General features: G+C 47.5%; 1 protein-coding gene. It reads left to right on the forward strand.

Going from position 1 to position 1085, the window contains the following annotated elements; translation table 11 throughout:
• The coding region (locus R8269_RS25835; protein ID WP_318222989.1) for an AbgT family transporter at window positions 1–1085 on the forward strand (1085 nt) is incomplete at both ends.

Raw genomic sequence — 1085 nt, forward strand, 5'->3', positions numbered from 1 at the left:
TACTTTCAGCAGCAATGCGTGGCCTAGTAATGGGCGCGTCACAACGTATGGTGACGGTTACGGTTGTTTTTGCTGGTATCATTTCAAACACCGCTTCTGAGCTTGGCTACGTGGTTCTTATCCCACTAGCTGCAATGCTTTTCCATTCCCTTGGTCGTCATCCTCTTGCTGGTCTTGCGGCAGCATTTGCTGGTGTATCGGGCGGTTACTCAGCAAACCTTCTAATTGGTACTGTTGACCCACTGCTTTCAGGTATTACTGAGACAGCAGCTCAAATGATTGACCCGACTTACACTGTTGGACCAGAAGTAAACTGGTACTTCATGTTTGTGTCGACGTTCTTCATCGCGGGTATGGGTGCATTCGTTACAGAGAAAATCGTTGAGCCGAAACTTGGCAAGTACAACGAAGAAGAAGCGGCTGAAGATTTGTCTAACGACAAAATGGGCAACCTAACTGACCTTGAGAAGAAAGGTCTGAAAGTTGCAGGTCTTGCTGTGTTGGTTGTGTCTGCTTTGTTGGCTTGGACGATTGTTCCAGAAGACGGCATCCTACGTTCAGACGCTGGCACTGTTGCAGGATCCCCATTCCTGAAAAGTATCGTCGCTTTCATCTTCGTATTCTTTGCTATCCCTGGCTTTGTATACGGTAAAGTCGTTGGCACGATGAAAACCGACCGTGATGTTATCGATGCGATGTCTAAATCAATGTCTTCGATGGGCATGTACATCGTGTTGGTGTTCTTCGCTGCGCAGTTTGTTGCTTTCTTTAAGTGGACGAACTTTGGCCAAGTATTTGCCGTTGCAGGTGCTGACTTCCTGCAAAGCATCGGTCTGACTGGCCCAATGTTGTTCTTCGCATTCATTCTGATGTGTGGCTTCATTAACCTGATGATCGGTTCTGCATCGGCGCAGTGGGCCGTGACAGCTCCTATCTTCGTGCCAATGCTAATGCTAGTGGGTTATGCTCCAGAAACCATTCAAGCGGCTTACCGTATCGGTGATTCAACCACGAACATCATTACACCGATGATGAGCTACTTTGGTTTGATTTTGGCGGTAGCGACTCGCTATATGAAGAATCTA

The organism is Vibrio sp. Vb0667 (assembly GCF_033391095.1).